Genomic DNA, 22,862 nt, shown 5'->3' on the forward strand with positions numbered 1-22,862 from the left:
ATTTTATACTTCTCCCGGCTATACTTGCATAGCCCCTGCTTCCTTCTGTTTGAATCAAGCTATACTTGTTAGCTGCTGTTCATCCTCCAGACTTACATAAGCTACTGTTTCATTTCATACTTTGGCTCCCTCGGGCCGGGAGGCCTCGCCTTCGGGCATCGCGCTGGGAGCTTTTCCTGCCCTCGTACCTCGGGCTGCCTCACTAGCGTTCGGCACCGGAAAAACTCGCATAGGCGCTCAACCCAAAGGCTGGAAACAATTCGATAGCTGCTGTTCATGTAACTTCTGCCAAGTCCCCCTTTGAAGGAGGTAGGGGGATGTAATCATCTGCTGAAAATTCCCCTCCTTGGAGGGGCTAGGGGTGGGTTTATACTTGTAGGGACAGGTCGCGACCTGTTCGCGCGATACTAGTGGCTATGAAAGTTATACTTCAGCCAAAGCAGTAACAGCAGGCTCCCCTCCTTAGATAAGGAGGGGCAGGGGTGGTTGGATCCGGCAACTATGAAAACTACACTTTACCAATAGCCCCGGCTTTAGCTCCCTGCCCACAAGATCCTTTCAGGATGACAAAAAATAGCAACTACAGGCTCTCCTGCTTAGCCAAGTCTTGGATCCCGAACTTATTTCGGGAGAGAATCAGGGGTGATTAGACTCGATACTGCAGAACTCCCTCCCCTGTTTTTAGGGGAGGGCTGGGGTGGGGTTATCTAAAACAACTCCCCCTGTACCGGCTGTACAATCTTCTTCGGAGGCTTCAGGTCAAAGCCGCATACTTTGTTTAGCCTCTCGATGAGGTAAGTGGCCAGCTCCGGGGCCAGCGTGTTATCCGGCTCGTGCACGAAAAAGTATAGCTTCTGCAAACCATTGTCGAACCATTCTTTCAGGCGCTCCACCCAGGCATCGATGCGGGTGTAATCTGTCGGATGCAGGCTGTTGCCTACAAAGCGCATCATGGCCGAGGGAGTAGTCAGGCGCATGTGCAGCACGTCGCGGCGGCCGGCCACATCGGTCAGCACGGTGCCTGCTTTATACTTCTCCAACACCTCGAAAAGCTCCAGGCTGGCTATGTTATCCACAAACCAACCCTCGTGGCGCAGCTCTACGGTGATGGGTATACTTTCGGGGATGAAAGCCAGGAAAGCCTCCAGGTTGGGCAATTGGTTGGGCGCAAAGTAGGGCGGCAACTGCAGAAAAGCATCGCCCAGTTTGTCTTCGAGCCCGGCAATGGCCGCACAAAAAGCCGCGGTTACGTCCTGCGTACTGCGCAGGGCCGCCTCGTGGCTGATGAGCTGCGGGAATTTGGGGCAGAACTTGAACCCGCGCGGCACCATGTTACGCCAGCGATCGATGGTGTCGGGGCTGGGGATGTGGTAGTGCGTGCTGTTGAGCTCGATGGTGTTGAACTGCCGGCTGTACCACTGCAAAGATTCCTTTTCAGGCATCCCGGCCGGGTAGTACTTGCCCACCCACGCTTTGTTCACCCACACGGGCAGCCCCACGTATACCTGCGGCTTCAGGTAAGAGCCGGAACGCTGCAGCAGCGGCAGCGTGTCGGGGTGGTTGGGAGGCAGCGTGAAGTCTGCGCGGCTGATGTCGGCCAGCTTTCCAAAGTCCATACTTTATGCTTTTAATTGCTATACGTGCATCCCGTCGGCAATGGCAAAAGTAGCACAGTCTGCGGCGTCATCGTTATCAAAACTCCGTAAAATCAGGTTGAAATTAGGGGCAAACCGGCTTGACTGGAAGAAAAGTTTTAATTATTTTTTATAGGCTATTTTCTATACCTGTAACACATGAAAATATAGCCATACGTGCTATAAAAGGCGATTTCTGCATTACCTGACCCAGGCCAAATTTGCCCCTCCTGCCCATATCCCCCTACGCTCTCCGGGCAATAACGGCGTAAAAGGGCTCGTTTAAAAACAAATTCCGTAATTTTGCGGCTTCACCAACTATTAAGTGATATGGATCATAATAGAAAGTGCTTTATTTTTTTAGTAGCTATTTTTCTATTTATCGGCTTTAGCCAACCAACTTTTGCACTAAACAACAATGCCGGCCTGGCGAAAGTACAGCAGGGCGAGGCATCGTGGTACGGCAGCCGTTACCACGGCAGAAAAACCAGCAGTGGCGAGCGTTACAACAAAAACGACATGACCGCTGCCCACAAAACCCTCCCTTTCGGCACGGTGGTTAAGGTAACCAACCTCGACAACAACGAGTGGGTCATCCTGCGCATCAACGACCGGGGCCCCTTCGTAGGCGACCGCATCATTGATGTGTCGGAGGCAGCCGCTCAGGAACTCGACTTCCACAGCCAGGGAATTGGTAATGTGAAGGTGGAGGTGCTGGAATCCAAGGCAGACATTGCCACGGCCGTTGGCTTCTCTTTCGAGGTGCCGTCTTATGCTGAGAACAAGCTCGGCGCTGGTATGGATACCGGCAGATGGCTTAGCGCAAGGTAAGGCAAGAGTTTTTTAATTTACTGGATCAAATTACCGCGTTAAGCGCAGTGCCTGCAAGGGTGCTGCGCTTTTGTTATTTAGCCCGGTTTTGTCTAAAAGTATGCCTGCTTCATCCGGAAAATCCTGTCGTTGAGCCGATACGCCATACTTATACTTTGAGAAGTAAAACAGAATCGCTATACTTAGATACCGAAACAGAACCTTTATACTTACCTAACCTTATTCACTTTGAAACGACGAAATTTCCTTGAACTATCGGCCCTGGGGCTGGGAGGCCTGATGTTGCCGTCCATCCCGGTCTTCGGCGATGCGGTATCGCCGGAGCGTTTGCTGGAGACCGTGGATACAGCGCTGAAGAAGCGCCTGGCCGACGTAGCGCTGAACACGGCCAAATCGAAGGGCGCCTCCTATGCCGACGTGCGCATTGGCCGCTATTTGCAGCAGTACCTGTTTACCCGCGAGAAGCAGGTGCAGAACATCGTGAATGCCGAATCGTACGGCGTGGGCGTGCGCGTGCTGGCCAACGGCACCTGGGGCTTTGCCGCCACCTCCGATGTATCGGATAAAGGCATTGCCAAGGCCGCTGAGCAAGCCGTAGCCATTGCCAAAGCCAACGCCAAACTGCAGAAAGAGCCGGTAAAGCTGGCGCCTGTAAAGGGATTTGGCGAGGTAAGCTGGAAAACCCCTATCGAGAAGAACGCTTTTGAAGTACCAGTAGGCGAGAAAGCAGATCTGTTGCTGGCTGCCAACGCCAAGGCGCTGGAGAACGGTGCCAACTTCGTGAACTCGGCCCTGTTCCAGGTAAACGAGCAGAAGTACTTCGCCTCCACCGATGGCTCCTACATCGACCAGGACATCCACCGCATCTGGCCGAACTTTACCGTTACGGTGGTGGATAAAGCTTCCGGCAAGTTTAAAACCCGCGAGGCCCTTAGCGCCCCGATGGGGATGGGCTGGGAGTACATGGTCCCGAAAGCAGGTGAAAAGATAAAAGGACCGGAGGGCACAGGCCTGATGGGCTACCGCTACGCCTACGATATGCTGGAAGATGCTACCCTGGCCGCCAAACAGGCCAAAGAGAAGCTCACCGCCAAGTCAGTAGCCGCTGGCAAGTATGACCTTATACTTGACCCCAACCACCTGGGCCTGACCATCCACGAATCGGTAGGGCACCCGCTGGAGCTGGACCGCGTGCTGGGCTACGAAGCCAACTATGCCGGTACTTCTTTTGCCACGCTGGATAAGTGGAAGTCGAAGAACTTCAAGTATGGCTCTGACAAGGTGAACATCTTTGCCGACAAAACGCAGAAAGGCTCGCTTGGCCTGGTAGGCTGGGACGACGAAGGCGTGAAAACCAAGCAGTGGGACCTGATCAAAGACGGTACGCTGGTGAACTACCAGGCCATCCGCGACCAGGCGCACATCATCGACGAAAAAGAATCGCACGGTTGCTGCTACGCCGACAACTGGAGCTCGGTGCAGTTCCAGCGCATGCCAAACGTATCGCTGGCGCCGGGCAAGGAGAAAAAGAATGTGGATCAGTTGATAAGTGGTGTGGATAAAGGTATCTACATCGCCGGTCGCGGCTCCTACTCTATCGACCAGCAGCGCTACAACTTCCAGTTCGGCGGCACGGTGTTCTACGAGATCAGCAAAGGCAAAATAGTAGGCCCGCTGGAGGACGTAGCCTACCAGAGCAACACGCAGGAATTCTGGAATTCCTGCGCCGGCTCCTGCGACGAGAGCGACTACCGCCTGTTCGGCTCGTTCTTCGACGGAAAAGGCCAGCCCAGCCAGGTAAGTGCGGTATCGCATGGCTCGGCCCACACCCGCTTTAACGGCGTGAACGTGATCAACACGGCAAGAAAAATCTAGCGATTTTTAGTTTAGAGTTAAAAGTTAATAGTTAAAAGTGGATATGTCAGAGATTGGTTGCGCTCACAGCTCCTCACTCTCTAACTTTCTAACCTTTTAACTTTCTAACTCCCTTAACTCATAACTCTCAACTCTTAACAATCTAAAAATGGCAATATTAAGTAAAGAGGAAGCTCAGGCGATACTTAAAAAGGCGCTGGGTTTTTCCAAGGCCGATGAGTGTGAGGTGACACTTGGCGGCAATGCAGGCGGCAACATCCGCTATGCCCGCAACGAGGTGTCTACCAGCGGGGCGGAAGAGAACACTTCCCTATCCGTAGAATCCCGGTTTGGCAAGCGCTCCGGCGTGGCCACTATCAACGAGTTTGATGATGCCTCGCTGGAGAAGGTGATCCGCCGCTCGGAGGAGATTGCGCGGCTGGCGCCGGAGAGCCCGGAGTATGTAGCCTTGCTCGGCCCGCAGCAGTACATCACCACCAAAGCCCATTTCAGCTCCACCGCCAAAATAGACCCGGCCTACCGCGCCGACGCCGCCGCTAAAAGTATAAAGGCCGCCACCGACAAAGGCCTGACGGCAGCCGGCTTCCTGGAGCACTACGATAGCTTCACGGCTAAAATGAACAACAAGGGCCTGTTTGCCTACCATCCCTCTACCTACCTGGATTTCTCGGTGACCATGCGTACCGACGACGGCACCGGCTCAGGCTACGTAACCCAGGATTTCTCGGACGTAAGCAAGCTGGACACGGCCAAGGCCTCGCAGATAGCCGCCGAAAAGGCCGCCAACTCGCGCAACGCCCGGGCACTGGAGCCAGGCAAGTATACGGTTATTCTGGAGCCAGCCGCTTCTATAGACCTGCTGCAAGGGATGTTTCGGGGGCTTGACCAGCGTAATGCCGAAGAAGGCCGCAGTTTCCTGAGCAAGCCCGGCGGTAAAACAAAGCTGGGTGAGAAGCTGGTAGATGAGCGCATCACGGTATACTCTGATCCGGCGCACCCGGAAATTCCTTCGTCGCCTTTTGCAGGCGATGGTCGTCCGCGTGAGAAAACAACCTGGATCGAGAAAGGCGTGGTCAAAAACCTGTCTAACTCACTTTTCTGGGCACAGAAGACCGGCGCTAAGTCGTTGCCAAGCGGCGGCGGCATGATCATGGAAGGCGGTAACCAGTCTATCGAAGACATGATCAAGAACACCAAGCGTGGTATCCTGGTCACGCGCCTGTGGTACATCCGCTCTGTAGACCCGCAAACGCTGCTCTACACCGGCCTTACCCGCGACGGTACCTTCTACATCGAAAATGGTAAGATCATGTATCCGGTAAAGAACTTCCGCTTCAACGAGAGTCCGATTATCATGCTTAACAACCTGGAGGCCCTGGGCAAGCCGCAACGCATCAACGGCAGCCTGATCCCGCCTATGAAGGTGCGTGACTTTACGTTCACAAGCCTTTCAGATGCGGTATAATTGCTGAAGATTTATACTTTGAATGCCGCCTGCAGCCAGCTGTATGCGGCATTCATTTTCATACTTGATGATAAATAATGCCTACTATACTTCGCATACTGGGTTTCAGGTTCTTCTTTTTTAGTAATGAAGGAAATGAGCCACCACATATACATGTCGAGAAGGCAGAAGCTTATGCAAAATACTGGTTAGAGCCAGTTGAGTTAGCAAGTTCTTACGCATTCAATGCAAAGGAACTGAATGAACTCCGTAAATTAGTAATAGAAAACAAAGCACTCTTTGAGCAAAAATGGCATGAGTATTTTAGCTAGTAAGTCTACACCGCAGGCACAAAAAGTATGGTTTACAGATGCCAAAATGTATGTGCTCTTAACAGATGGCCGGGAAGTAGGCGTACCCCTGGAATGGTTCCCCGTACTTCGCGATGCATCTGAGTCAGAACGCATGGATTGGAGATTGATTGGTGGTGGCATTGGCGTTCATTGGGAAAAACTGGACGAAGATCTTTCAATTGCGGGCCTTCTGTAGACAACTCTAAACTCATAACTCTCCTAAGTGCCTCCTTTTACCTTCGTACGCCTGCAATACCGCTCCGGCAACTGGGATACCGACCCGCGTATGCCGAGCAACCTGCTACACTCGCTTATCCAGTACACCACGGTGCCGGTAAACGAGCAGGAGAAGGTAATTTCGTTGGAGAGTGCGGAGCTATTCAATTACCCCTTCAGCTACCTGAGTGGGCACAAGCTGGTGCAGTTTAACCAGAAAGAGCGGCAGAACTTCGAGACTTATGTGAAGAACGGCGGCTTTGTGTTTGTAGACGACTGCAACCACGACATCGATGGGCTCTTTGCCAAGTCGTTTGAGGAGCAGATGCGGCAGATATTTGGAAATGGCGCGCTCAAAAAAATCCCGAACAACCACAAGCTTTACCGCAGCTTCTTCACCTTCGAGGAAGGCCCGCCCACGACCAGCTTTGAGCTGAACGGCTGGGGCGATGACCTGGTGCACGACTACCTGAAAGCCATTGAAGTGAATGGACGCATAGCCATACTTTACAGCAACAAAGATTACGGCTGCGAGTGGGACTACGACTTCCGGAACAAGCGCTGGCTGGCCGAGGATAATACCAAGTTTGGCGTCAACATCATCATGTACGCTTTAACTAGTTAGTAATTTTTAATGAATAATGATTAATAACCGGCAATCATGTCTTATTCATTACTCCATACCAATTACTCATTATTCATTCATCATTATTCATTAGGAATGACAGAGCAAGACATAAAACACCTGCTGGCAAAGCTGCCCCGGCTCAAGCAGGAAATACAGAAAGTGATCGTGGGTCAGGAGGAAGTGCTCGACGAGGTGCTCATCACGATGATGGCCGGCGGACACGGCTTGCTGGAAGGCGTGCCGGGTCTGGCCAAAACGCTGCTCGTACGCACCCTCAGCAACGCTATGGATCTGGGCTTCCGCAGGATTCAATTCACGCCGGACCTGATGCCAACCGATATTCTGGGCACCGAGGTGCTGGAAGAAGACCACGCCACCGGCAAGCGCTTTTTCAAGTTCAACGAAGGCCCGATCTTCTCCAACATCGTGCTGGCCGACGAGATAAACCGAACGCCACCCAAAACACAGGCTGCCCTGCTGGAGGCTATGCAGGAGCACGAGGTAACGTATGCCGGCAAAACCTATACGTTGCCTAAGCCCTTCTTCCTGCTGGCCACGCAAAACCCGATCGAGCAGGCCGGCACGTACCCGCTGCCGGAGGCGCAACTCGACCGCTTCCTGCTGTTCATCAAAATAAAGTACCCCACTGAGCAGGAGGAGCTAAACATACTCTCCAGCACCACCGGCACCAGGCAAGCACAGGTACAATCCATACTTAATGGTGAAGAGGTGCTCATGCTGCGGCAGTTGGTACGCGAGGTAAGTATAAACGAAGACCTTTTGGGCTTTGTAAACCACCTCGTACGCGCCACCCGCCCCGATAGCACAAGTATAGATTTCGTGAGAAACTACTGCCGTTGGGGCGCAGGACCTAGAGCAGGGCAGGCCCTTATTCTTACCTCTAAGGCCAGAGCTTTGCTGCACGGCCGTTTTGCGGTTACTGCGGATGATATCAAAATCATGGCCTATCCCGTGCTGCGCCACCGCGTGCTGGTAAACTTTGCCGCCGAAGCCGAGCGCATCACGCCGGATAAAGTAGTAGACGAGTTGCTGCAAAGCATAAAACTGCCAAAGGCGGTATTGGTGTAGGATAGTATGTTAGTGTAAATTCTCCCCTCAAGGGGAGAATTCATGCTATAGCAGAGGATAGATCCGAAAGCATATACAGATGGAAGAGATAGAAAATATAAGGCTAACGGAGGCGGGCACACAGCTCCTGAAACGGCTGGTTGGGGAACGGATCTGCTACTTTTTTACCGAAAGTATAAAAGTACACGCCACCGCTGACAAGGTGCTGTACTGGGCTCCGGAGTTTGCGTTGGGCCTGACGAAGAACAAGCAGGACCAAAGCTTTATCAACATCAGCGCCGACTATAGACTGTCCGACAAATCCTCTACCACTTACTACACTTTCGAAGTAGAAGAAAGCAAAATGCCGCTCCGCTGCGAGAAGCTGCTGCAGTCGGGGAGGCACTCGGAGATAAAGGTGCTGTCGGCGCCGGTGTTCATGATAGAAGTGTACCAGGACTGGAACCAGGAGTCCGGCGAAACCATCCACTATGACGCCGCCATCGTGTTCTACACCGACGCCCGGAAGTACATGCTAAAGGTGCGCAAAGAGTTGATTGGCGGAGTGGATGTTATACTGGATGAAGCGGCTATAGAAGCAGAGTTGGCGGGCTTGAAGTTGCGGCAGAGTTTGGTGTAGGTGGTATTAAAAGCATTTTGGCACAAATGTCATAAACATGACGTGGTACTGGCGCAAGGGCTAAAACAATAATAAATGATCTTTGCTCATGGACTTTAGATAAAATCAAAATGGACAAAGAAAACCTGGCATCAAAGATCAAAGCGCTCCGAAAAAGGAGGGGCTTTAGTCAAGAACAACTGGCGGAGGAATCTGCGTTGAGCTTGCGGACAGTTCAAAGAATTGAGAAAGGAGAAACAGTGCCACATGGGGATTCACTCAGGAAAATTACACAAGCATTGAAGGTGAACCCTGATGATATTTTAGAATGGGCGCCTACTGAGGATAAAGGCTATTTAACTGTGTTAAACCTTTCAGGTCTGAGCTTTATTTTCCACCCTTTATTAGGAATAATAATACCAATAGTGATGTGGATCCTAAAAAAGGATAAAATTAAAGGTGTTGATGATACAGGAAAGAAGCTGATTAACTTTGAAATAACCTTTACCCTTCTAATCTATGCTCTACTGCTGGTATGGAGTGGAGGCAAGTATTGGATATGGGACGTATCTGCTTTGGATGTGGCAATTAGCCTATTAAGTACATTCTCTATAGAGGCAAGCATTGTGTTATTACTTTGTTTGTATAACATCAGCCTCATTATAATGAATGTGATCAGAAGTAAAAAAGGGCTGAAAAGTAGCTATGTTCCAGCTATCCCATTCATGAGGTAAACACTTTGTTAGAAAGAAATAAACCTTTAATCTCCACCCTTGACTACCCACAAATTCATCGACCCGAAGGTACTGGCTACCATCAAAGACCTGCCGCTGTTGGCTAAAACGGTGGTGGAGGGCTTTCTGGCGGGGCAAAACCAGAGTCTGCGACGTGGGGCGGGACTGGAGTTTAGCCAGTACCGCAGCTACCAGCCCGGCGACGACCTGCGCCAGCTCGACTGGAAGATGTTTGCCCGCTCCGACCGCTATTACATCCGCGAGGCCGAGGTAGACACCAACATTACGGTACGGTTTATACTTGATGGCAGCGCTTCGATGGCGCATGAAGACGTGAACGGCCTGAGCAAAATGGAGTACGCACGGTTCCTGGTGGCCTCGCTCGCTTACCTGGCCACCACGCAGGGCGATGCGGTGGGGCTGTACGTGCTGCACGAAAACCAGCTCATCAACCTCACGCCGCGCTCCGACAACATGCACCTGCAGCGTTTCTGGCACCAGCTGGCAGAGGTAAAACCGCAGGGTAAGTTTCCGGGCATGGAGGTAGCCGCCAACCTTTTTGCCGACAGGCGGCAGAAGGAGCTCACCGTTTTCCTGTCGGATTTGTATGAGCACGGGCACGAGATAAAAGACCTGCTCTACAAGCTGGGCGCCCAGGGGCACGAGCTGCTGCTGGCGCACCTGATGAGCCGCAACGAGCTGGACTTTACCTACACCGGCACCCTCACCTTCGAGGACCTGGAAACGGGGCAAACGCTACAGGTAAGCAGCGCTTCGCAACGGGAGTTATACTTAGCCAAGCAACAAGAGTGGCTGCAGGACATCGAAAAAGACATGCGCAACCGCCACATCGCCTACGACCGCTTCGTTACCGACGAGCCGCTGGATAAGGCGCTGAGGACGTTTCTGCAAAAACGGCTGCTGTATGGGTAATTTTGAATGGGCGAATGAGTGATTGAGTGAATTGCCAAATTCAAGATAACGCTCCCCTGTCATCCTGAAAGGATCTTGTTCGAAGGGAGATTAAGCCATCGAACCTGGCCACCAAGATTCTTCCAGAATGACAGCAAAAACAACTTTCTAACCTTCTAACTTTTTAACTTTCTAACTCCCATACTCCCTTGACTTTCCTCGCACCATACTGGCTTTTTGCAGCGTCGGCTATACTGATCCCGATTGCCATTCACCTGTGGAACAAGCGGCAGGGGCAGACGGTGAAGGTGGGTAGCTTGCGCTGGCTGGAGGCCTCGGCGAGTAACCGGTGGAGCAGTATAAAGCTGAGTAGCTTCTGGCTGCTGGTGCTGCGCTGCGGCATACTTATACTACTGGCCGTGGCGCTGGCGCAACCGGTTTGGCAGCATCAGGCACAAAAGCAAAAAGGAGCAAAGGCGATAATTGTAGGCGAAGAGTTGCTTTATACTTCCGCCCTGGAGCCCATCATACCCACCATCGACTCACTGTTGCAGCGCGGCTATACGTTACATACTTATACTCCTGAGCTCGAGCAGATCCCCCAGGAAGTATGGCAGCAGATGAGCAATCGCACGCAGGACAGCACAGTAGCGAGTAAGTATAACTACTGGAGCCTGCTGCCGACCTTGGCAGCAAAGTATAAATTGCCGCAGGACAGTGTGTTGCTTTTTACTTCAGACCAACAGCAGTACTTTGCTGGCATCCGCCCTGAAGCAATGCCCCGACACATTCGCTGGATTCCAGTGTCTACCGATAAAAGTATAACCTGGCTGCAGGCAGCCGTTCAGGCCTCACCCGACAGCTTGCTGCTTCTACTTGGCCACAGCTCCCGCGAGGGCACCAGCTATAGCAAGTATAAAACAGCCGCCTCGGCACAAAGTATAAACCTGGCAGGCAGCCAGCAACTACAGCTACAACGCCAGCAAGACTCGCTACAGGTTACCATCTCCGGCAACAGCAGCAAAGTGAAAGTACAGACCGAGCCGCTTCAGGTTGCCATACTTTCGGATGAGGCGCAACAGGCAGAGGTGCCCTACTTAAGAGCAGCGTTGCAGGCCATCAGTAGCTACACTAGTTTACCCATCCAAATTAGAGCTGACACCTTAGGTACGGATTGGCTTTTCTGGTTGCGTAGCGAACCGCTGCCTGAAAGTATAAATCAGCAGGTAAAGCAAGGATTACAAGTATGGGTACAGCAGGGGCAAAAACCTGAAAGTATAAAAACCAGCTTTACAGGAATAGGCGGCACAAGTATAAAAGTACACCAGCTTAGCCAACCACAGGCACAGCAGCAAAGCCAGGAATGGACGGCAGCAAAGGGTGAGGCTTTGCTATACTTCCAGAACATTGGCCGAGGCAAAGTCTATACTTTCCGGAGCGGTTTTTCACCGGCCTGGAGCGACTTGGGCCAGAGCGCGCAGCTACCGGAGCTACTTTTGCCACTGCTTTTGCCGCAAGCACAGACAATCCATGATTTTCGTGCTCTGGACGAGCAACAACTGCTGCCAGAAAATTGGGTAGAGGCGAGGGTCGCAAGTGCCGCTAAAACGGCGCAAACTCCATTGCTGAAGTGGATTGTTTTAGCGGCCTTTGTCTTATTTTTAATCGAGAGAATCATCGCCAGCCGGCGCAGCAACCTATAAATGGCCACAGCAGAGAGCATTCCTATCTTACAGCGGATTCGCAGGCAGTATGTGCAGGCGAAGCTGGGACTCTATGCCCTGCAGGCGCTGGCGGCTGTGCTCGTGGCGGTGGCCATACTTTGGCGCTGGCAGTTCGGGGCACCCTTGCTGGCTGTAACGGCCTTTGTCATACTTCTGTCCGCTGTTCTATACTTTATACTTCGCTGGAGATCGACTTCAAAGATAAACCTGCAGCACGTGGCGCGTCACCTGAACCGGCAGTACCCGCAACTCGAGGACAGCACCGAACTACTCTTGCAGGAGCCACAGAACCTGCTGCAGCGGCTGCAGCAGCAGCGCGTCATAGCAACGCTCCAGGAACTTCATCCCGAGCAGCAGCAAACATTCACCCTGCGTAGCTCCGCCACCTATACTTTCCTGGGCCTGGCGATGATGCTCTCCATTGGGATCTTATACTTGCCGGCGGCAGCTCTCACCACACCCAAGGCAGAAAGTATACAGGTTGAGTTCCCGGAGGCTCCGGTGGCCGCTGTCGATACCGCCGCACAGATCCAAAGTATAGACATCACCGTCACGCCGCCCCGCTACACTGGCAAAGGAGCCTATAAATCCGAAAGCCCGAACCTGCGTGTGGAGGAAGGCGCCACCGTTACCTGGCGCATCCGCACCAACAAACCTGCACGCCTGCAGCTGGAAGTGAACGAGCAGCCACCACAAAGTTCTAAACAAGGAAAGGAAGTCTATACTTTCTCGCGCAGCTTCACGGAACCTGGCCTCTACACCATCCACCTGAACGGGCAAAAATCCGCTTTTTATACCTTGGAGATCATCCCCGACGAGGCACCGGCCATACAGATCAGCAAGCCAAAGGAGTATACCGAGATCCGGCTGGGAGAGCCGCAGCGCGTCACCCTGCAGGCCAGCCTCACCGACGACTACGGCATCCGCGAAGCCAACATGATCGCCACGGTGGCTAAAGGCAGTGGCGAAGCCGTGAAGTTCCGGGAAGAGAAAATTAAACTGCACCTGAGCGGCAACAACCGCAGCTACAGCATCAACCAAACGCTGGATCTGCAGCAGCTGGGCATGAGTTTTGGCGATGAGCTATACTTTTACCTGCAGGCCTGGGACCATCACCACGGCTACACCCGCTCTGAAACCTACTTTGTGCAGATCGAGGACACGACCATCGTTGATAATTCCTTTGACATGACGGGTGGTGTGAATCCGGTGCCGGAGTACTTCCGCAGCCAGCGCCAGATCATCATCGACACCGAGAAGCTGCTAAAAGAGCAGAAAAGTATCCCTCGGGCTGAGTTTGAGGAGCGGTCCAACAACATTGGGGTAGACCAGAAGCTGCTGCGCCTGCGCTACGGCAAGTTCCTGGGCGAGGAGTTTGAGAGCGGCATTGGCCCGGGAGGCGGCATCCCCGAAGGCGAAGAACATTACGAAGGCGACGGCCATGACCACCCCGAGTTCGAGAACCAGAACAGCCCCGAGGCCCTGCTGGACCCTTACCTGCACAAACATGATATGGAAGAGGCTGCCACGCTGTTTGAACCAGCTATCAAGGCAAAATTGAAAGGCGCGCTGGCGCAGATGTGGGAAGCGGAACTACGGCTGCGCACCCATAAGCCCAAAGAAGCTCTGCCCTTCGAGTACAAAGCTTTGCGGATGCTGAAGGATGTGCAGCAGTCGCAGCGGGCGTACGTGGCCAAAACCGGCTTTGAGGCGCCACCGCTAAAAGAGCCGGAGCTTCGCCTGACGGGCGAACTACACAAGATCACGCCGCTAAGCGGGCAGCAAAGTATAGACAAGCAACAGGCGTTGCCAAACACGCGCGCTGCCCTAACCTGGCTGGCAAAGTATAAACAGTCGGGTAAGTATAGGCCTGCAGATGCGCAGCTGCTGGAAAAAGCCGGTCAGGAGCTGGCGGAGCATGCCTTGAGCAACTCAGGCAAGAACCTAAAGGCGCTGCAGGACGTGCGGCAGCTGATAGCAGAAGTAAGCGCTGGCAAAAAGCTATGTGCTTCATGCTTAACGGCAGCAGAACGGGCCTGGGCAGAACTGCTGCCTCCGGCAAAACAAACGCCGCAACCGGGGCAGGCTGTACGAAGCAAGCTGGCGGAGGAGTATAGGAAGCGGGTGGAGTGAGCTGGAGTTTGGGAGTTAGAGAGTTTGAGAGTTGGGAAGTTAGAAAGTTTGGCAGTGCCGGGTCCAACCACCCCTGACCCCTCCTTATTTAAGGCGGGGAGCCTGTAGTTACTAGTGCTGAAGTATAAGTGTTATAGCAGGTATGTTGTAGAAACATCCCCCTGCCCCCTTCAAAGGGGGACTTTGGTTCAAGCTCCGTCAGCTGTGGCTATCGAATCTGATTCCAGCCTTTGGGTGGGGGTAGGGGCCCTCGACAAAGAGCGCCTATGCGAGTTTTTCCGGTGCCCGGAGGGCATTGCGACGCAGGAGCAAAGGAAAAGCTCCCAGCGCGATGCCCGAAGGCGAGGCCTCCCGGCCTGGAGGGAGCCAAAGTCAGGAATGAAACAATTAAGGTTGTAAGGCTATGGATCAGCAGCAACTATCAAGTATAACTTAGTTCCGGTGGAAGGAAGCGGTAGCTATGGAAGTATAATTCAGGTATAAAGTATGGCTCTGCGAGCCAGTCAAGTTGTAAACTTGACCTCATAGCAGGACACAAGTCTGAAGACTTGCGCCAGAGAAAAGGTAAAAATAACAATCAGATGCTTGCGCCAGGAGAGAAGCAAAGAAACGATGATAAAAGTATGATTCAGTTCCGAACCCATATCGGCTTACTCCAACACCTCCCCGGCATGCACTACCTGGAAGTGCCGCAGGACGTGGTGCAGGCCTTGGGCACGCTTAACATCCGCCTGATCTGCACCGTCAACGGCCAACTGAAATTTCAGTGCGGTTTGATGGCACTGGGCGAAGGCAGGGCCTACATCAGCATCAGCAAAAAACGCATGCAGCAGCTGGGAGTAAAGTTGCACGACGAGGTAACAGTGATGCTGGAGAAAGACGATAGCGTGTACGGTACCGAAGTACCTGCTGAAATAGAGGAGCTGCTGCAGCAGGATGAGGAAGGCAACAGGCGCTTTCTGCTGCTCAAACCCGGCATGCAACGCTACATGCTCCACCATGTGTCGGCGGTGAAGAGCCCGCAGCTGCGCGTGGACCGGGCCATTACTTTAATTGAGAACCTGAAAAAGCTGCCGGAGGGCAAGGAGAATTTCCGGGCCATGCTGGGCCTGCCCCCGCGCTAAAGAACACATATGATGCAATTAACCTGGCTTATAGCGATACCCGTGGTCCTGCTGCTCCTGTGGCTGGCCTGGCGCCGACCAAACCGGCAACGGCTGACGTGGCGGCTGCTGGCCAGCGCCGTGGCCGGCCTGAGCCTGGTGCTGCTGGTGTTTCCGCCCGTAATGCAGCAGGCCATCAGCCCCGGCACGGCTATACTTTTAACCGATGGGTTTGAGGCGGATACGTTATCGGACCTGCTGCAAAAGCTGGAAGCAAAACCTACAGTCTATACTTATAAAACCGCTGCGGAGAAGGGTGAGGCCATACACACCTTAGTAGAACTGCAGCAACGGCAACCGGGACTGCAGACAGTGCATTTGCTGGGCTATGGGTTAGCAGCCGAGGAACTGGAGCAACTAAAGCACCTGCAGCTGCAGCCCCATCTTACGCCCGCCCCGCCCGGGGTTCAGTCTGTGAGCTGGCCCCAAAGTATAAAATTGGGCGAGGCCGTGGAAGTGGCTGGCAAGTATGAATCCGGAGCAGAAAGTATAAAGCTATACCTGCACGCAGCTGGCAAGGCACAGGACTCGGTAGAACTTTCTGCCGATAGTACCCATACGTTCCGCCTCCACTATATTCCCAAAGTACAAGGCCGCTATACTTATACGTTGCTGGCTAACACCGATACGCTGGGGCAGGTCCCGCTGCAGGTAAACGCACCGCAGGAACTGGGCGTGTTGCTCTTGGCCTCCTCCCCTAACTTCGAATTCAAATTCCTGAAAAACCACCTGGCGGAGCTGCAGCACCGGGTGGCCCTGCGCACTACCATCAGCAAAGACCTGAGCCAGAGCGAGTGGCTCAACACGCCCCGCACCGACCTTAGCCGCATCACGCCTAAATTGCTGCAAGCCTTTGATGTGGTGATTACCGAGCCCCAGGCGCTGCAACAAATGAGTGCCGCCGAAAGAAATGCCCTGCAAAAAGCTGTGTCGGAGGATGGGCTAGGCGTGCTGACGATTGCCGCTGCCCCTGTCACCAACCGCAGTACGGCTTTCTTTACCGATTTCAGGAGCAAGCGAGTCTCGCAACAGGATACCCGCATCACCCGCGCCACCTGGGCTGAGGCAGCGGCAAGTATAAACGCTGCCCCTTATACTTTGAATAACAGTGAGGCTACAACCAGTTTAGTAGCTGAGCAGGGGGATCAGGTACTGGCAGGAGCAAAACGTGCCGGCTGGGGAAAAGTAGCCCTCAGCCTGGTGCCGCAAACTTTCCCGTGGCAACTGGAGGGCAAACGCGATGTATACGCCAGCTACTGGACTTCCCTGTTATCGGCCATCGCCAAAGAGCAGGTAAAAGAAAAGTTCTGGCAACTCGAAAAGCCGCAGGTGCCGCAGCCCGGCAAGCCGGTTATACTTACCTTCACCGATTATACTTCGGATGGCATTACAGTGCCCACAGCTTCTGTTACAAGTATAACCGACACTACAAGTATAACTCTGCCGCTGGCGCAGCACCTCTATCAACCTGAAAAGTATAGCGGAACGTTCTGGCCCCGCCACAGCGGCTGGTACAAAGTGGAAACTGCCGACGCTGCGCCTTACTTCTTCCTTGTGCAGGATACCTCGGATTGGGCGTTCGAAAGTATAGCTACCCGCCGCGCAGCTACACAGGCCTTTATCGCCCAGCAAAGTATAAATTCTATCGAAGTTGCTGTGGCCTATAAAGAAGAGCCGTTGCCGCTGATCTGGTTCTTTGTGCTGTTTGCTTTGAGCAGCGGGTTTCTATGGCTGGAGGAGAAGTTTTAGGCCGATAGCAATGCTGCAGCCACATTTTGGGGCTAATAACGAATAACTATCAACGACTACTACTACTGCGTCAGTGCCGACTTGATCATGATGAACTCGTTGATGTTATCGGTGTTGATAACGCCGGCCAGGCGACCGTTCTCGAGCACGGGGTAAAGGGGCACGCGGGTTTTCTGTAGCTCGGTATAGGCGTCGGAGAGCTTGTCCTGTACGCTAAAGGTCCTCACCTCCGCCGACATCACCTTGCTTACCAGGGTGTCCATCTGCTCTTCCTTCACAGCCTGTATCAATTGGGAACGCGTCAGGGTGCCCACCACCACGCCCTCCTGCTCCACAATAAACTCATGCTCCGAGCCGGTCAGCAGTTTGTTCAGGGCATCGCGCACGGTATCGGAAGGGGCTAAGGTTACGAAATTGGTCATCATGCCCTCGCGCACGCTGTGGCCCCGCAGAAAATCGAGGTGCTGCACCACCATGTTCTCCGAGTAAGCGCCAAAGAACACGAAGGCCCCAATCAGGATAAGGAACGGGTTGTAGAAAAAGCCGATAAAAATAAAGAAGATGGCCAGCAACTGCCCCAGGTTGGCCGCGATCTGCGTGGCCCGCACACGCCCCAGCTTAAAGGCCAGCAGCGCCCGCAGCACGCGCCCCCCATCCATCGGGAAGGCGGGAATGGCGTTGAACAGCACCAGCACCACGTTCACAAAAAGCAGCAGGTAAAGGAAGTTGCCCGGCGTGATGCGCAGGAAAAACTCCTCGGTGGGCACGTCCTGCAGCGAGGGCAGCACCAGCCACAGCAGCAGCGCAATCACCACGTTAACGGCCGGTCCGGCCACGGCCACAAGCAGCTCCTGCTTGGGCTTCTCCGGCATTTTCTCCAGGCTGGCCACGCCCCCGATGGGCAGCAGCGTGATCATTTTGGTGTTGATGCCATAGTGCTTGGCCGTGAGGGCGTGGCCCAGCTCGTGCAGCACCACGCAGAGGAACACGGCAAGTATAAACCCGATGGCCAGCAATATCGTTGGCACGTCGCTGCCGCGCTGCGCCTCGGTAAGGGCCACCCACCCCAGCAAGAGCACGAACGTCCAGTGCACCAGTATTTTTATACCTGCCACCCTGCCCAGGTTCAGCGACCATTTCATCGGCTTTATACTTTAGTTCTCAGTCAATTAACGCAGCACGCCAGCCGAATGTTTACGCAGCTCCCCTGGCCCGCCCCGAAGTATAAACCGAGGTGCCACGCATGTTTTTTCATACTTTTGGGAACGGATGCGTAGCTTTAGCCGCTGCTGCCCGTAAACGCCGCACAGGTTACAAAGTATAAATCCGGAGGAAATGGCAAACTTAAAAGAGAGAGGGTTGGAGCGGGAACTGCTGTTTCAGGCATCGCGGAGCGGCGGGGCCGGCGGGCAGAACGTGAACAAGGTGAACACCAAGGTAGAGCTGCGGTTTCAGGTGGAAAGCTCCGAGTTGCTGACTGAGGAGGAGAAGGCGCTGGTGCAGGAGAAGTTGGGCAACCGCATCAACAGCGAGGGTTACCTGCAGGTGGTGTGCCAGACCGAGCGCAGCCAGCTGCAGAACAAGGAACTGTGCGTGCAGCGCTTTTACGAGTTGCTGCGGCAGGCGCTCACCCGGCAAAAAAAGCGCAAAGCCACCAAACCCACCCGCTCCAGTGTGCGCCGCCGCCTGGAGGGCAAGAAAAAGCAGGCCGACAAAAAGGCGAGCCGCGGCTTCCGGGGCGACTTCTAGCAGCAACCGCTGTGGCAATACCCCTGCTCCCGCTGCGTTAGGTAAGATATTTGCGGCATCAGAATTTTTCACCCTTATTTATGATGAAGAGATTACTCTTGTTGATGATTTTTGTGTGCGGACTAAGTATGGCCGCCCAGGCCCAGAAGTATAGAACAGCGGCCGGCGTGCGCCTGGAGAGCGACCGCTTTGGCGTAAGCCTGCAACAGAAGCTGCACGAGCGGGGCACCCTGGAAGGTATAGTGCAGGTAGGCTCGCGCGAATACAGCGGCACCGTGCTCTACGAGTGGCACCGCCCCATCCTGGGCAAGCGCTTTAACTATTACCTGGGTGCGGGCGGGCACATCGGTAACCTGAAGGACAGCGGCGTTTTCACGGGCGTAGACGCCATTCTGGGGGTGGAGTACAAGGTCAACGGGCTGCCGTTCCTGCTCTCCGCCGACGTGAAGCCGGCCGTGCACATCAACCACGACGACTGGGTGCACCTTTCCTCCGGCGTCTCGATACGCTATGTTATCGTGAAGGAGAAAAAGGAGAAAAAGAAGCTGTGGCCCTTTGGCAGGAAAGCCGATGACGATGACAGAAGAAGGAAGAACCGCGAACAGGAGCAGCAGCAGCAGCAACCCCGCATCCTCGATATCTTCAAGAAAAAGGACAACCAGTAGCCGGACGCCTATGCCTTTAGCGCCTGCGCATACTTATACTTTATAATGGGAGGGGAGAACCAGAGGCCTCAGCCTATGGTGTAAGTATAGGCTGAGGCTGGTGCAGGGGTAGCAGCGGCGAGCAGCTGCTGGCGCGCAGCCACCTGGGCCGGGGAATCCGTCATGGGCCGTAAGATATCTCTGCCGGCAAGGTAGAGGCTCACAAGTATGGCGACGATCAGGAACAGGATTTTCATAGTTTCGTTTCTTTTGCTGATTCGTCCGGACTTAGGCGCGGTTGGCCACCACCTCTACCACAGGCAGCAGGTTGGGGTGCGACTTATACTCGTTCAGCTCCAGGCGCTCACTGATTTCTTTGGTTTCGCTGACAGATTTCTTGATGGTGGCGCCAACAGCCAGCAGGATAACGAAGATTAGGATTACGATTTTCATGGTTTTATTTAGGTTAGGTAGTTAAAGTATAGGTTGGGTGCTGGTTGATGGCGGAGCCTTACTTCAGCGCCGGAGCGACGATTTCCACCTCTGGCAGCAGGTTTGGGTAGTGCCTGTACTCGTTCAGCTCGAGGCGCTTCTGTGCCTGCTCCATTTCTTCAGCCGACTTTTTGATGGAGGCTCCCATGCCAGTCATTAATGCGAGGATTACGATTACGATTTTCATAGTAGTAGGTATTAATTGTTTTAGTTTCTTTACCATTTCTGACTTAATAGATAGCGGCTGGAGGCATATGGTTGCTTGGGCTGCTATAAATATTTTTATTTCTGATTGGGGTATTACATGTTATGTGCCAAACTGCATAACTGGCTATGTAACAGATGATTACACTTTAAATCCTGTATTATAAAGTATAAAAACTGTCCGCTGTCGAACACTTTGCTGTACGCCACCGGACAGTTTTTTAGCCTCTCCCGCAGCCCCTGCCTGGCTGATAGAGAGCAGGACAGGCTTTCTGCCTCAGGCAGATGACCCGGAAGTATAAACCCTCCAACAGATGCTTCGGATCTACCAAGGCGAGGGGCGGGAGCCGCGGCAGCGCCGGGCCGCAAGTATAAATCACGGCCACATACGCGCCGCGCTTGTTTTTAGGCTGTAAATCAGTGCTATAGGTGCCGGGTGCGGCAAAGACAGCCGAAACAAATCAACCTCCTGCTAATTTCTATAGTATAAGAAGGCAGTTTAAGTGTAAAAGTACCTATGGGGCCAGTAAAAGGAACATTGATAGCGTTGGGAGGAGGGGATGACGAGGGCCTGATCAGGCTCATCAGGTCGGAGGTGTGCAGCCTGAGCTCCCGCGTAGAGGTGATAGCCTCGGCTACACCCCGGGTTTTGGATGCCATAAACTCGGGCAAGGCTTATAAGGAGGCATTTGAGGAACTGGGCTGCACCAATGCCCACTTTATGCATATAGACGAGCAGAACCCTGCCGACACGCCCGAGCACCTGGAGCGCATCCGCCAGGCCGATGTGGTGTTTTTTACCGGCGGCGACCAGGTGCGGCTGGCCAGTTTCCTGAACGGCACCGAGCTGCTGCGGCTCATGCGCCACCGCTACCGCACCGAGAACATCATCATCTCGGGCACCAGCGCCGGCGCCGCCATCATGTCCGACAGCATGATCTACGACGGCTACGGCCACTACTCGCTCATAAAAGGCGAAATGAAGACTACCGAGGGCTGTTCCTTCATCAAGCATGTGTACATTGATACCCACTTTGCCGAGCGGGGCCGTTTTGGCCGCCTGGCGCACGCCGTCGCTCACGACCCCGAGTACATAGGCATCGGGCTGAGCGAGGAGACGGGTATCATCATCAAGGAAGGCGACCAGGTGGAGGTATTCGGGCCGGGCGTGGTCACGATCATAGATGCCAGCGAGATCCGGTTCTCCAACACCAACGAGGTGAGCGAGAACGAACCTATCGCCGTGGAGAACCTGAAGATGCACCTGCTGGTGCATGGCTATCGCTACTGCCTGCGCGAGCGCCTCTTCCAGGCCGTGCCGCAGGAGCCGAGCGAGGAGGTTGTGTAGCAAGGGAGGTTTAGCTGTATAGTTGGTATAGCCTCAGAAGAGCGTTTCGCAAAAAAGGAGAGTTGCTTATTCGGAGCGATACCTCTTCACCATTCCCAGCTCCCATACTTTCTAACTCCCAAACTCTCTAACTCTCTAACTCCTAAACTCCCATCACTTCCTGTCCTCCTGTTGCAGCTCCATGTTAATGGCTACGCCGGCTTTGGCGCCTTCAGCGGCGGCAACGATGACCATCTGCATGTCGCGGGCGGCGTCGCCGGCCACAAACAGGCCCGGTATGTTGGAGTGCTGTAGTCTTCTGGTCTTGATCACGCCTTTGTTGGTAAACTCACAGCCCAACTGCTCACCCAGGTCTGATTGCTGCTTAGCACCCAACGAAAAGAACATAGCCTGCTGCGGACGCTTCTCGCCGTTGCTTAGCACAATGTACTGCAACATGCCATTCTTGCCCTCCAGCCGCATGATCTTTTCCTTCTGCACCTTCACCCCGTTTCGCTCCAGCAGCTCCAGGTCGTCGCGGCGCAGGCTGTCGGTGCCGTCGGTGTAAAGGGTTACGTCGTCGCTCCAGTTCTTCATGGCCAGGGCCTGGCCTATGCCTTTGCGCTCCCGGCCATAGACGGCAATGGCCTTGTCGCGGCTTTCCCAGCCGTCGCAGTAAGGGCAGTGGTGTACGCTTTTGCCGTAGAGTTCCTCCACCCCCTCCAGCTCGGGCAGTTTGTCTTTCAGGCCTGTGGCCAGCAGCAGCTTGCGTGAGCGGTACACATTTCCGTCCACATCGTTTACCACAAACTCGCCTTTGGTATAGGTGGCGCTTTCTACCACCACATCCACCAGCTCCACCGCATACTTTGCCAGTTCGGCCCGGCCCTTCTGTATAAAGTCGCGCGGGTTCATGCCATCGCTCGACAAAAAGCCGTTCATGCTCTGCGACCAGCGGTTGCGGGGCTCACCACTATCAAACACCACCACCTTGCGCCGCGAGCGGCCCAGCAACATGGCAGCATTCAGCCCTGCCGGTCCGCCGCCTATTATGATTACATCGTACATCTTGTTCGTTTTCAGTTCAGGAGTTTCTTAAACGCAGGGCAGCCAAATAAGATAGTGCCTGTGGCGGGATAATGTTATACTTCTCCGCGGCCGCCCCGCCTGTTGGCAGTGGCGGCAAGCATTTGCCAGTTTATACTTCGCTGAAGCTGGATGCCTTTGAAAGTATGGCCGCGGCAGGTACGGATTTATACTTTGGGTGTGATGGAAAGTGGGCTGAACAGCGGTAGATCCACACGACTGGCATGGCCATACTTGCTTTTCGACCCATTCTTAAAAATATTTGAAAAAGCATTGT

General features: G+C 53.8%; 24 protein-coding genes. 18 read left to right on the forward strand and 6 right to left on the reverse strand.

Annotation, left to right across the window (positions count from 1 at the left end; all coding sequences use genetic code 11):
* Positions 1–707: 707 nt before the first annotated feature.
* Entirely contained in the window at positions 708–1,616 is a 909-nt protein-coding gene (locus tag A3841_RS06730; protein ID WP_073851537.1) for a DUF72 domain-containing protein, read from the reverse strand.
* Positions 1,617–1,964: 348 nt separating this feature from the next.
* On the opposite strand from A3841_RS06730, the gene A3841_RS06735 reads away from it, so the two are divergent.
* From A3841_RS06735 to A3841_RS06800, 14 genes are all read left to right on the forward strand, one after another.
* Positions 1,965–2,465 carry a septal ring lytic transglycosylase RlpA family protein gene (locus A3841_RS06735; RefSeq protein WP_083610244.1) on the forward strand — a complete coding sequence of 167 codons (501 nt, stop codon included), beginning with the start codon at positions 1,965–1,967 and terminating at the stop codon, positions 2,463–2,465.
* A 228-nt stretch (positions 2,466–2,693) separates the two neighbouring features.
* On the forward strand, positions 2,694–4,340 hold the full coding sequence (locus tag A3841_RS06740) for a TldD/PmbA family protein (RefSeq protein ID WP_073851538.1): 1,647 nt from the start codon (positions 2,694–2,696) through the stop codon (positions 4,338–4,340).
* A 148-nt stretch (positions 4,341–4,488) separates the two neighbouring features.
* A complete protein-coding gene (locus A3841_RS06745; protein WP_073851539.1) occupies positions 4,489–5,805 on the forward strand; it encodes a TldD/PmbA family protein in 1,317 nt (438 codons plus the stop codon).
* A 77-nt stretch (positions 5,806–5,882) separates the two neighbouring features.
* A complete protein-coding gene (locus A3841_RS06750; RefSeq protein WP_073851540.1) occupies positions 5,883–6,116 on the forward strand; it encodes a DUF4160 domain-containing protein in 234 nt (77 codons plus the stop codon).
* Positions 6,085–6,333, forward strand: a complete 249-nt coding sequence (locus A3841_RS06755; RefSeq protein WP_235861312.1) for a DUF2442 domain-containing protein — start codon at positions 6,085–6,087, stop codon at positions 6,331–6,333. Before A3841_RS06750 ends, A3841_RS06755 begins: the two co-directional genes overlap by 32 nt.
* A 27-nt stretch (positions 6,334–6,360) precedes the next feature.
* Complete coding sequence (locus A3841_RS06760) at positions 6,361–6,978, forward strand: DUF4159 domain-containing protein (protein ID WP_073851542.1); 618 nt, start codon at positions 6,361–6,363, stop codon at positions 6,976–6,978.
* A 96-nt stretch (positions 6,979–7,074) separates the two neighbouring features.
* Positions 7,075–8,070: an AAA family ATPase gene (locus A3841_RS06765; protein ID WP_073851543.1), complete on the forward strand. Its 996-nt coding sequence runs from the start codon at positions 7,075–7,077 to the stop codon at positions 8,068–8,070.
* A 79-nt stretch (positions 8,071–8,149) separates the two neighbouring features.
* Complete coding sequence (locus A3841_RS06770; protein WP_073851544.1) at positions 8,150–8,689, forward strand: hypothetical protein; 540 nt, start codon at positions 8,150–8,152, stop codon at positions 8,687–8,689.
* 110 nt (positions 8,690–8,799) lie between these two features.
* Entirely contained in the window at positions 8,800–9,402 is a 603-nt protein-coding gene (locus tag A3841_RS06775; protein ID WP_073851545.1) for a helix-turn-helix domain-containing protein, read from the forward strand.
* Between the two features lie 39 nt (positions 9,403–9,441).
* Positions 9,442–10,335 (forward strand): DUF58 domain-containing protein, encoded by an 894-nt coding sequence (locus A3841_RS06780; protein WP_073851546.1) that lies wholly within the window; start codon positions 9,442–9,444, stop codon positions 10,333–10,335.
* Between the two features lie 188 nt (positions 10,336–10,523).
* A complete protein-coding gene (locus A3841_RS06785) occupies positions 10,524–12,017 on the forward strand; it encodes a BatA domain-containing protein (protein WP_073851547.1) in 1,494 nt (497 codons plus the stop codon).
* On the forward strand, positions 12,018–14,171 hold the full coding sequence (locus A3841_RS06790) for a DUF4175 family protein (RefSeq protein WP_073851548.1): 2,154 nt from the start codon (positions 12,018–12,020) through the stop codon (positions 14,169–14,171).
* A 623-nt stretch (positions 14,172–14,794) separates the two neighbouring features.
* A complete protein-coding gene (locus A3841_RS06795; RefSeq protein ID WP_073851880.1) occupies positions 14,795–15,295 on the forward strand; it encodes a DUF1905 domain-containing protein in 501 nt (166 codons plus the stop codon).
* A 9-nt stretch (positions 15,296–15,304) separates the two neighbouring features.
* Positions 15,305–17,083 (forward strand): hypothetical protein, encoded by a 1,779-nt coding sequence (locus A3841_RS06800; RefSeq protein ID WP_073851549.1) that lies wholly within the window; start codon positions 15,305–15,307, stop codon positions 17,081–17,083.
* A gap of 62 nt (positions 17,084–17,145) precedes the next feature.
* Here A3841_RS06800 and A3841_RS06805 read toward each other — a convergent pair whose 3' ends face one another.
* Complete coding sequence (locus A3841_RS06805; RefSeq protein WP_073851550.1) at positions 17,146–18,225, reverse strand: site-2 protease family protein; 1,080 nt, start codon at positions 18,223–18,225, stop codon at positions 17,146–17,148.
* 193 nt (positions 18,226–18,418) lie between these two features.
* On the opposite strand from A3841_RS06805, the gene arfB reads away from it, so the two are divergent.
* A complete protein-coding gene (arfB, locus tag A3841_RS06810; RefSeq protein ID WP_073851551.1) occupies positions 18,419–18,832 on the forward strand; it encodes an alternative ribosome rescue aminoacyl-tRNA hydrolase ArfB in 414 nt (137 codons plus the stop codon).
* A gap of 80 nt (positions 18,833–18,912) precedes the next feature.
* Entirely contained in the window at positions 18,913–19,497 is a 585-nt protein-coding gene (locus A3841_RS06815; protein WP_235861313.1) for a hypothetical protein, read from the forward strand.
* A 68-nt stretch (positions 19,498–19,565) separates the two neighbouring features.
* Here A3841_RS06815 and A3841_RS20230 read toward each other — a convergent pair whose 3' ends face one another.
* From A3841_RS20230 to A3841_RS20240, 3 genes are read right to left on the reverse strand one after another with little or no spacing between them, the layout of a single operon-like run.
* On the reverse strand, positions 19,566–19,733 hold the full coding sequence (locus A3841_RS20230; protein ID WP_170866150.1) for a hypothetical protein: 168 nt from the start codon (positions 19,731–19,733) through the stop codon (positions 19,566–19,568).
* 31 nt (positions 19,734–19,764) lie between these two features.
* Positions 19,765–19,929 (reverse strand): hypothetical protein, encoded by a 165-nt coding sequence (locus tag A3841_RS20235; RefSeq protein WP_170866151.1) that lies wholly within the window; start codon positions 19,927–19,929, stop codon positions 19,765–19,767.
* Positions 19,930–19,987: 58 nt separating this feature from the next.
* Positions 19,988–20,155 (reverse strand): hypothetical protein, encoded by a 168-nt coding sequence (locus tag A3841_RS20240; protein WP_170866152.1) that lies wholly within the window; start codon positions 20,153–20,155, stop codon positions 19,988–19,990.
* A gap of 534 nt (positions 20,156–20,689) precedes the next feature.
* Here A3841_RS20240 and A3841_RS06820 point away from each other — a divergent pair.
* A complete protein-coding gene (locus A3841_RS06820; RefSeq protein ID WP_073851553.1) occupies positions 20,690–21,520 on the forward strand; it encodes a cyanophycinase in 831 nt (276 codons plus the stop codon).
* 153 nt (positions 21,521–21,673) lie between these two features.
* Here A3841_RS06820 and A3841_RS06825 read toward each other — a convergent pair whose 3' ends face one another.
* Positions 21,674–22,567, reverse strand: coding sequence for an NAD(P)/FAD-dependent oxidoreductase (locus A3841_RS06825; protein WP_073851554.1), 894 nt, complete (start codon positions 22,565–22,567; stop codon positions 21,674–21,676).
* Positions 22,568–22,638: 71 nt separating this feature from the next.
* Between A3841_RS06825 and A3841_RS20485 the strand changes: the two genes are divergently transcribed.
* Positions 22,639–22,794: a hypothetical protein gene (locus A3841_RS20485; RefSeq protein ID WP_206073067.1), complete on the forward strand. Its 156-nt coding sequence runs from the start codon at positions 22,639–22,641 to the stop codon at positions 22,792–22,794.
* Positions 22,795–22,862 lie beyond the last annotated feature (68 nt).

Source organism: Pontibacter flavimaris, from assembly GCF_001907195.1.
GTDB classification, from domain to species: Bacteria; Bacteroidota; Bacteroidia; order Cytophagales; family Hymenobacteraceae; genus Pontibacter; species Pontibacter flavimaris.

Excerpts from the sequence above, each read along its gene's own strand:
- A3841_RS06730 (WP_073851537.1), bottom strand. The coding sequence starts at position 1,616 with ATGGACTTTGGAAAGCTGGCCGACATCAGCCGCGCAGACTTCACGCTG.
- A3841_RS06735 (WP_083610244.1), top strand. The coding sequence starts at position 1,965 with ATGGATCATAATAGAAAGTGCTTTATTTTTTTAGTAGCTATTTTTCTA.
- A3841_RS06745 (WP_073851539.1), top strand. The coding sequence starts at position 4,489 with ATGGCAATATTAAGTAAAGAGGAAGCTCAGGCGATACTTAAAAAGGCG.
- A3841_RS06750 (WP_073851540.1), top strand. The coding sequence starts at position 5,883 with ATGCCTACTATACTTCGCATACTGGGTTTCAGGTTCTTCTTTTTTAGT.
- A3841_RS06765 (WP_073851543.1), top strand. The coding sequence starts at position 7,075 with ATGACAGAGCAAGACATAAAACACCTGCTGGCAAAGCTGCCCCGGCTC.
- A3841_RS06770 (WP_073851544.1), top strand. The coding sequence starts at position 8,150 with ATGGAAGAGATAGAAAATATAAGGCTAACGGAGGCGGGCACACAGCTC.
- A3841_RS06775 (WP_073851545.1), top strand. The coding sequence starts at position 8,800 with ATGGACAAAGAAAACCTGGCATCAAAGATCAAAGCGCTCCGAAAAAGG.
- A3841_RS06790 (WP_073851548.1), top strand. The coding sequence starts at position 12,018 with ATGGCCACAGCAGAGAGCATTCCTATCTTACAGCGGATTCGCAGGCAG.
- A3841_RS06795 (WP_073851880.1), top strand. The coding sequence starts at position 14,795 with ATGATTCAGTTCCGAACCCATATCGGCTTACTCCAACACCTCCCCGGC.
- A3841_RS06800 (WP_073851549.1), top strand. The coding sequence starts at position 15,305 with ATGATGCAATTAACCTGGCTTATAGCGATACCCGTGGTCCTGCTGCTC.
- A3841_RS06805 (WP_073851550.1), bottom strand. The coding sequence starts at position 18,225 with ATGAAATGGTCGCTGAACCTGGGCAGGGTGGCAGGTATAAAAATACTG.
- arfB (WP_073851551.1), top strand. The coding sequence starts at position 18,419 with ATGGCAAACTTAAAAGAGAGAGGGTTGGAGCGGGAACTGCTGTTTCAG.
- A3841_RS06815 (WP_235861313.1), top strand. The coding sequence starts at position 18,913 with ATGATGAAGAGATTACTCTTGTTGATGATTTTTGTGTGCGGACTAAGT.
- A3841_RS20230 (WP_170866150.1), bottom strand. The coding sequence starts at position 19,733 with ATGAAAATCCTGTTCCTGATCGTCGCCATACTTGTGAGCCTCTACCTT.
- A3841_RS20235 (WP_170866151.1), bottom strand. The coding sequence starts at position 19,929 with ATGAAAATCGTAATCCTAATCTTCGTTATCCTGCTGGCTGTTGGCGCC.
- A3841_RS20240 (WP_170866152.1), bottom strand. The coding sequence starts at position 20,155 with ATGAAAATCGTAATCGTAATCCTCGCATTAATGACTGGCATGGGAGCC.
- A3841_RS06820 (WP_073851553.1), top strand. The coding sequence starts at position 20,690 with ATGGGGCCAGTAAAAGGAACATTGATAGCGTTGGGAGGAGGGGATGAC.
- A3841_RS06825 (WP_073851554.1), bottom strand. The coding sequence starts at position 22,567 with ATGTACGATGTAATCATAATAGGCGGCGGACCGGCAGGGCTGAATGCT.
- A3841_RS20485 (WP_206073067.1), top strand. The coding sequence starts at position 22,639 with ATGTTATACTTCTCCGCGGCCGCCCCGCCTGTTGGCAGTGGCGGCAAG.